Source organism: Faecalicoccus sp. LCP19S3_E2, assembly GCF_052121255.1.
Taxonomy (GTDB): domain Bacteria; phylum Bacillota_I; class Bacilli_A; order Erysipelotrichales; family Erysipelotrichaceae; genus Faecalicoccus.
In genome coordinates this window covers 49,802-57,060 of record NZ_JBQKEP010000013.1, presented here as the reverse complement: position 1 = coordinate 57,060, position 7,259 = coordinate 49,802, and the positions used below count along the sequence as shown (strand labels likewise).

Genomic DNA, 7,259 nt, shown 5'->3' with positions numbered 1-7,259 from the left:
CTTTTACCGAAATTGACGTTTCCTTTTTCTTTCAGGTTTGTTCTTGTTCAGTTTTCAAAGATCTCGCTCAGCGCTTTCCCGCGCCGTGCTCAGTTATATTACCAAATCCACCGCCACCCGTCAACATCTTTTTTCACTTTTTTTATCTTTTTTTAGTCCTTTTTGTTCCTCTCACCTTTGTAATCGGTTTCATTGTCGGGTTGTCCATAAATTACGCATTTCTGTACCTATCTTATGCACAAATTTTCCGTAAAAAAAGTGATCTATTTTTTTGAACAGACCACTTTTTTTAAAATCTTTTCTTATTTTTCTAACTCTGCGACTTTTTGAATACGGATTTTATGTCTTTCTCCTTGCGAAAATGGTGTATTGATAAAAGTACGAACCACATCTTTACAAGTTTCAATTCCCATCGTTCTTTGGCCCATGGCAAGCATATTGGCATCGTTATGTTCTCTTGTCAATCGTGCCATTGTCACATCTGTACACAATGCACAGCGAATTCCTTTTATTTTATTTGCTGAAATACTGATACCGATTCCGGTTCCACACAATACTATGCCTCTTTCTGCCTGCCCAGATACAACTTTTTCAGCACAAGCTTTGGCATAATCGGGATAATCCACACTTTTCCCATCATTGGTTCCACAGTCAATAACAGTATGTCCCTCTTTTTCCAGCATTTCTTTGATTTCATTTTTATACTGGTAAGCACCATGATCATTTGCGATTGCGATAATCATCTTTTCATCTCCTTTTTCATAGAAATAAAATCTTCTTCTTTAATATATATACTACACTTTCCATCCAAACAAGTAAATGTTCCTGAACCATCCTTGTCAATCTGTATTTTATAATCATTTCGTGTAATATCTACAAACGAGCATGATCTATACTCAGGTAAAGAAAAGTTTTTTCCAGAAGCCCAACCATTTGTCATCACTACGATCACCGGATGTTCTCCTTTGGTACACCAGCCAATACAGTGCCAATCATCCAGTCGATCCTCCATCTCATCAACATCTAACAAATGACTACGGATCCAGACCATTTCTTCTAAAAATGGCACCTGGCCTTTTTGATCGTGCTCAATACCTTTATAATCCCCATAAAATACACACGGACAAAACGCATCTCTTAATAAGATCAGCGCATAAGCATGAACTTTAAACCAATCCTGTACCCAGGACTGTAATGCCTGCTCCGGCTGTGTATCATGATTATCGACAAAAGCCACCGCGCTTTGTGGTGCAATCTTTGTCAATGTTCCTTCTAAAATTTTTGACATGTCATATCTGTCATACGAACTTGATGCATCAAACAGATGAAAATGCAATGGCACATCAAACAAAGCCATACAATAAGAGGTTTCACACAAATACTTTTTTAATTCTTCAAGATTTCCAGACCAATATTCACCAACCGCAAAAAGATCATCCTGATATTCTTGTCGCATAGTCGCAAGCCATTTAGGAAAGAAATCAAAATCTATACTCTTTACCGCATCCAATCGAAATCCGTCGATTCCTGTTAGATTTTTATACCATCTTGTCCAGTCATACAGTTCATCTACAACCTTTTGACTCGAAAAATCGACATCATCACCCATGATATAGTCAAAATTCCCCTGTTCCTGCGATACATTTTCTGACCACTTTTTAGAATAGAACTCCAAAAGTTTGGTTTGCTTAGTCCTGGCATCATAGTCCGTTCCTGTAAAACAAGACCAATCCCAAATAAAATCGGAATATTTTCCTTTACGTCCCGGGAAGGTAAATTTCGTCCATACTTCAACGTTTTCTTCCGGGCTGATCGATTGATCTCGATCATTCCAATTGATTTCTTTTGCCTGAATCGTTTCCGTCTGATCCGCACCCATACGATGATTAAAGACGATATCGGCAATCACTTCCAGGTGGTTTTCATGACAGCTTCGTATTGCCTGTATATACGCATCCTTTGTTCCATATTTTGTGGCAATCGTTCCTTTTTGATCAAATTCACCTAAATCGTACAAGTCATAAACACCATAACCTACATCATGACTGCCACCCTGTCCTTTATAAGCAGGCGGAAGCCAAATGCGATCAAAACCAATCTGATGCAAATGAGCGGCATCTTTCTGCACACGCTCCCAGTGTTTTCCATCACCCGGCAAGTACCATTCAAAATATTGGATCATCGTTGAATTTTTCATAAAAGTTCCTACGATTTCTTAGCGAAACGAGTACGACAGTTTGGGCAGGTAATCTCGATACTTCCCTTTCCCTTTGGCACACGAATGATCTGTGCGCATTTTGGACATACAAAGTGCTTATAACTTCTATCCTGCATATTTTTCTGCATTGCCTTTAAAGTGTGTGTTCCTTTGGAACGCAATGCGATAAATTTGGCATTTTCAGCCTGTCTTGCATAAATATTTTTAGACATCGTACGATAAAAATATAAGAAAAAGACCATAAAGAAAAGAATGGTAAACGCAAAATGACGTATGAATAAGGATAAAACCACCAAAACAATCTCCAAAAAGAATAAAAATTGATTCAGAGAATCATTCCCATAGCGCCCTGCGAAAAAACGATATAATTTTTCTTTCATATTTATCACCTAATGGTAATGGTAACACACTTTCTTTTAAACACGAAGAAGATTCGATTCACTCCACTTAATCTTTATCGAACCTTAATAATATAGTTTTCTTTACGAGGAGCTGCTTCCTTTTTCCCTTCCGGTTTACCATATCCCAAAATGACATTGCCGATGCCTTCATAATCTTCAGAAAGTCCCCATTCTTTCATCAGCTCTTTCCCTTTTGGTGTTTTAAATACTTCTCTGGCCCGATAGATGTAACAAGAATCAACGCCCAGTGCATGGGCAGCATTTAGTAAATTACCGATAACCAGATTTCCATCGTCTCGATACGTATTAACACGCGTATCCGCAAATACCACTACAACAACACCGGCACCATAAAACGGATCGATATCCGCATTCATGATCTGTGCATTTAACTGGGCAACCAAATCGCGAACTTGTTTATTTTCGATGCAGACCATCACCGCTGATTGTTTTCCCATACCGCTTGGTGCATAGCTTCCGGCTTCTAAGATCTGATCTAAAACATTTTCTTCGATTTTTTGATCCGTATAAGCACGGCAGCTTCTTCTTGATTTTAAATCTTGTATTGTTTCTTTCATAGATATGCCTCCTAATCTGGTATTTATTATACGCTCTTTATAATATTTTGGTTTTTCTAAAACAATCTCCCATAATCCCAATCGCTTTCTGAAAAATCTCACATACTTTCACACGACTTAAAAATAATTTCTCCAAAAGATTTTTCTATACTATAAGCGTGTTAAGAGAACACAGTAAAAAAACTCTTCATATATCTCTCTCCTAAAACAATAATAATGGCAAAAGCGGCACCTAAAATGCCGCTTTTGTTTGTATATCAAAAAAGTTTTCATTAACTTTTCTGAAAATTTTTATTCACTTTTTTCATTTTATGATATACTACATTCATTAAAGGAGGATATTATGTCAGACTTAACAAAACTATATGAAACCGTTAAACAACGCAATGCAGGCGACAGTGAATTTCTGCAGGCCGTCGAAGAAGTATTTGAATCTCTGGAAATCATTGAACAAGTACATCCGGAAAAATTAGATGATGATGTACTTGCCCGCATCGTTGAACCGGAACGTCAAATCGTATTCCGCGTACCTTGGGTCGATGACAATGGTGTTACTCAGGTCAATCGTGGATTCAGAATTGAATTTAATTCCGCTTTAGGTCCATACAAAGGAGGACTTCGTTTCCATCCGTCTGTAAATATCAGTATCATCAAATTCTTAGGATTTGAACAAATCTTTAAAAACTCATTAACAACACTGCCAATGGGTGGCGGTAAAGGTGGATCTGATTTTGATCCAAAGGGAAAAAGCGATGCCGAAGTTATGCGCTTCTGCCAGAGCTTTATGAGCGAATTATATCGCCACATCGGACCTAACACCGATGTTCCTGCCGGTGATATCGGTGTCGGAGGACGTGAAATCGGTTATTTATTTGGACAGTATAAACGTTTAAAAAATGAATTCAGCGGTGTACTTACCGGAAAAGGTCTTACATTTGGAGGCTCTTTAGTTCGTACAGAAGCTACCGGATACGGACTTTGTTATTTCACGCAGGCTTTGTTGAAAGATAACGGAACAAGCTTTGAAGGAAAAACCGTTGCCCTTTCCGGAAGTGGAAACGTAGCCATCTATGCTTGTGAAAAGGCAACACAGTTAGGTGCTAAAGTTGTCACTATGTCTGATTCTAACGGATTCATCTATGATCCGGATGGAATTGATTTAGCTTGTGTCAAAGACATTAAGGAAGTTCGTCGTGGACGTATCAAAGAATATGTAGAAACACATCCAAACGCTACTTATACTGCCAATGCTCGTCCTTGGAGTACTCCATGTGATATCGCATTGCCATGTGCTACACAAAACGAACTGGATTTAGAAGATGCCAAAGCGCTTGTAGCCAACAAAGTCTTTGCAGTATGTGAAGGTGCCAACATGCCGACTACACCGGAAGCCATTCACTATCTGATGCAGAATGGTGTATTCTATGCACCAGGTAAAGCCAGCAATGCCGGTGGTGTTGCCTGCTCCGGTCTGGAAATGAGCCAGAATGCACAGCACTTGTCCTGGACAGCGGAAGAAGTGGATAAACGTCTGGAAGCCATTATGGAAAATATCTTTGAAACATGCCGTGATACCGCAAAAGAATACGGTCACGAGAAAGAATATGTTGTCGGTGCCAACATTGCCGGTTTCTTAAAAGTAGCCGAAGCTATGAAAGCACAGGGAACTGTCTAAAAAGAGAAGAGCGATCTTCTCTTTTCTTATACATTAAAAAAGCCGACGTTTTGTCGGCTTATTTCATCATCTCTTCAATTTTATGATATGTTTCTACCGGATCAGCACTCTTTGTGATCGAACGTCCAACTACGATATAGTCACATCCCTGCTCTTTGGCATAGGCTGGTGTCGCTACACGTTTTTGATCATCTTTTGAGTCATCCGCTAAACGAATGCCCGGTGTCACAGTCAAAAAGTCATTTCCGCAAGCTTCATGAATAGCTTTTGCTTCATGTACGGAGCAAACAACACCATCTAAACCAGCTTCTTTGGCATTTTTCGCATAATGAATTACGCAATCCATGACTTCACCCGGAATTCCTAATTCTTCGTTCATGGCTTCTTTTGATGTACTTGTCAACTGAGTGACACCGATACATAAAGGGCGTTTACCATCCACAGCCCCTTCATTTAGGCCATCGATGGCTGCTTTCATCATTGCGATACCGCCGGCACAATGCACATTGACAATATCAACACCCAGCTTAGCCAAGTTTTTCATACCACCTTTGACCGTATTTGGAATATCATGCAGCTTTAGATCCAAAAAGATATGGTGGCCCATTTCTTTGACAATCTGTACCATTTCAAGGCCGCAGGCATAGGTCAATTCCATACCGATCTTTACATATACCGGTTCATCAAATTGTTTTAAAAAATCAATCACTTCTTGTTTACTGGAAAAATCCAGTGCAACGATCGTTTTACTCATCTCTAAAACTCCTTCCAATCGCTTCTTTAACAGAAGCATAACCATATCGTTCCAACACTTTTGGAAGATCCTCGATGATCTTTGGACATACATAAGGATCCACAAAATTCTGGGCACCGACTTCCACCGCACTGGCCCCGGCATTCAAAAACTCCAATACATCATTGGCGCTTGTAATACCACCCACACCGATAATCGGAATTTGAACGGCTTGAGCAACCTGATAGACCATACGAATGGCAACCGGTTTGATCGCCGGTCCGGACAGTCCACCAGTCACATTGGCTAATAGCGGCTTGCCTGTCTTTAAATCGATGCGCATTCCCATCAATGTATTGATCAGCACTAAACCATCCGCACCAGCCTGTTCTACAGCTTTTGCGATTTCCACAATATCCGTCACATTTGGTGAAAGCTTGACATACACTGGCTTTGAAGCTGCTTTCTTGGCCATCTTTGTGACATGGGCTGCCAACTCCGGTTTGGTTCCCAGCCCAATACCTCCATGTTTTACATTGGGACAGGAGATATTCAATTCATACGCTTTTACGACCGGTTGATCATTCAGCTTACGAATGACTTCGACATAATCTTCTTCAGTGGCTCCGGCTACATTGGCGATGATTTCTGTATCATACTGTGCCAAAAAAGGAAGCTCATTTTCGATGATCGAATCAACGCCTTTATTTTGAAGTCCGATCGCATTCAACATACCCGAAGGTGTTTCCGCAATACGCGGTGTCGGATTTCCAAAGCGTTCTTTTGGAGTTGCGCTTTTGATCGCAATTCCTCCCAACAAAGAAAGATCATATAACTCAGCATATTCTTTACCAAACCCAAAGCATCCGCTGGCCGGGATCACCGGATTTTTTAAATGCAGTCCGGGCAGTTCTACTTTTAAATCAATCATAGCACGACCTCCTGAATCGGAAAGACAGGACCATCCTTACATACACGTAAAGCATGATCACTGGTATCTTTAACGACACAACCCATGCAGGCACCGATACCACAGGCCATTCTGGCCTCTAACGACAGATAGCCTTCTGCATATTCCTTCTGCAGCGCCTTTAACATCGGTAAAGGCCCACAGGCTAACACAAAACTAGTGCTTATTTTCTGTTCATGAATCGCATCCAGTACCGTTCCTTTTGTACCAACGCTGCCATCCATGGTCGCAATCTGTACCTTACAGCCTAATTCTTTAAACTCCTGTTCAAAGAAAATCTGACTTTGATCATTGAAACCTAACACAACATCAACCTGATGCCCGTTTTTTAAATATTGTTTGGCAGTCTCATACAGCGGAGGTACACCAACGCCTCCACCGACCAATAAAACATCTTTATTTTCGATAGGAAAACCATTTCCGCAGGGTCCAAAGATATCGATCGTATCGTGCATCTTGGTCATCTGTAAAGTCCCCTCGCCTAAAATCTTGTAGATGATGACAAGCGAATCATCCTTGATTTCATTGATAGAAATCGGTCGTCTTAAAAAGAACGGGGGTACCTCGATTTCAATAAACTGCCCCGGTTTTGCCATCTTGGCTAAACCGGTCTGCAGTTCCATTTTCCATATATCTTTAGCAATTTCTATATTCGAAAGAATCTTGGCAACTTCCTGTTTCATG

8 protein-coding genes are annotated in these 7,259 nt (G+C 40.3%); 1 reads left to right on the top strand and 7 read right to left on the bottom strand.

The features are described 5' to 3' along the window. Positions 1 to 302: 302 nt before the first annotated feature. From rpiB to ACTQX6_RS10670, 4 genes are all read right to left on the bottom strand, one after another. Complete coding sequence (gene rpiB, locus ACTQX6_RS10685; RefSeq protein ID WP_294688385.1) at positions 303 to 743, bottom strand: ribose 5-phosphate isomerase B; 441 nt, start codon at positions 741 to 743, stop codon at positions 303 to 305. Beyond that, positions 740 to 2,197 carry an alpha-amylase gene (locus ACTQX6_RS10680; protein ID WP_294688387.1) on the bottom strand — a complete coding sequence of 486 codons (1,458 nt, stop codon included), beginning with the start codon at positions 2,195 to 2,197 and terminating at the stop codon, positions 740 to 742. The genes rpiB and ACTQX6_RS10680 overlap by 4 nt, the downstream gene beginning before the upstream one ends. Before the next feature lie 8 nt (positions 2,198 to 2,205). After that, on the bottom strand, positions 2,206 to 2,598 hold the full coding sequence (locus ACTQX6_RS10675) for a hypothetical protein (RefSeq protein WP_195223011.1): 393 nt from the start codon (positions 2,596 to 2,598) through the stop codon (positions 2,206 to 2,208). Between the two features lie 74 nt (positions 2,599 to 2,672). Then, positions 2,673 to 3,197, bottom strand: coding sequence for a nitroreductase family protein (locus ACTQX6_RS10670; RefSeq protein ID WP_168965208.1), 525 nt, complete (start codon positions 3,195 to 3,197; stop codon positions 2,673 to 2,675). 343 nt (positions 3,198 to 3,540) lie between these two features. On the opposite strand from ACTQX6_RS10670, the gene gdhA reads away from it, so the two are divergent. Beyond that, positions 3,541 to 4,872: an NADP-specific glutamate dehydrogenase gene (gene gdhA, locus ACTQX6_RS10665; protein ID WP_168965209.1), complete on the top strand. Its 1,332-nt coding sequence runs from the start codon at positions 3,541 to 3,543 to the stop codon at positions 4,870 to 4,872. A gap of 58 nt (positions 4,873 to 4,930) precedes the next feature. Here the strand turns inward: gdhA and pyrF are convergent, their stop codons facing one another. Genes pyrF through ACTQX6_RS10650 form a run of 3 tightly spaced genes read right to left on the bottom strand, consistent with a single transcriptional unit; the run spans position 4,931 to position 7,258 of the window. Continuing rightward, positions 4,931 to 5,626: an orotidine-5'-phosphate decarboxylase gene (gene pyrF, locus ACTQX6_RS10660; RefSeq protein ID WP_117447290.1), complete on the bottom strand. Its 696-nt coding sequence runs from the start codon at positions 5,624 to 5,626 to the stop codon at positions 4,931 to 4,933. Beyond that, entirely contained in the window at positions 5,619 to 6,533 is a 915-nt protein-coding gene (locus tag ACTQX6_RS10655) for a dihydroorotate dehydrogenase (RefSeq protein WP_272007717.1), read from the bottom strand. Before ACTQX6_RS10655 ends, pyrF begins: the two co-directional genes overlap by 8 nt. After that, the gene (locus tag ACTQX6_RS10650) at positions 6,533 to 7,258 is read right to left on the bottom strand and encodes a dihydroorotate dehydrogenase electron transfer subunit (RefSeq protein WP_195223014.1); all 726 of its coding nucleotides are present in this window, start codon (positions 7,256 to 7,258) and stop codon (positions 6,533 to 6,535) included. Before ACTQX6_RS10650 ends, ACTQX6_RS10655 begins: the two co-directional genes overlap by 1 nt. Position 7,259: the final 1 nt, after the last annotated feature.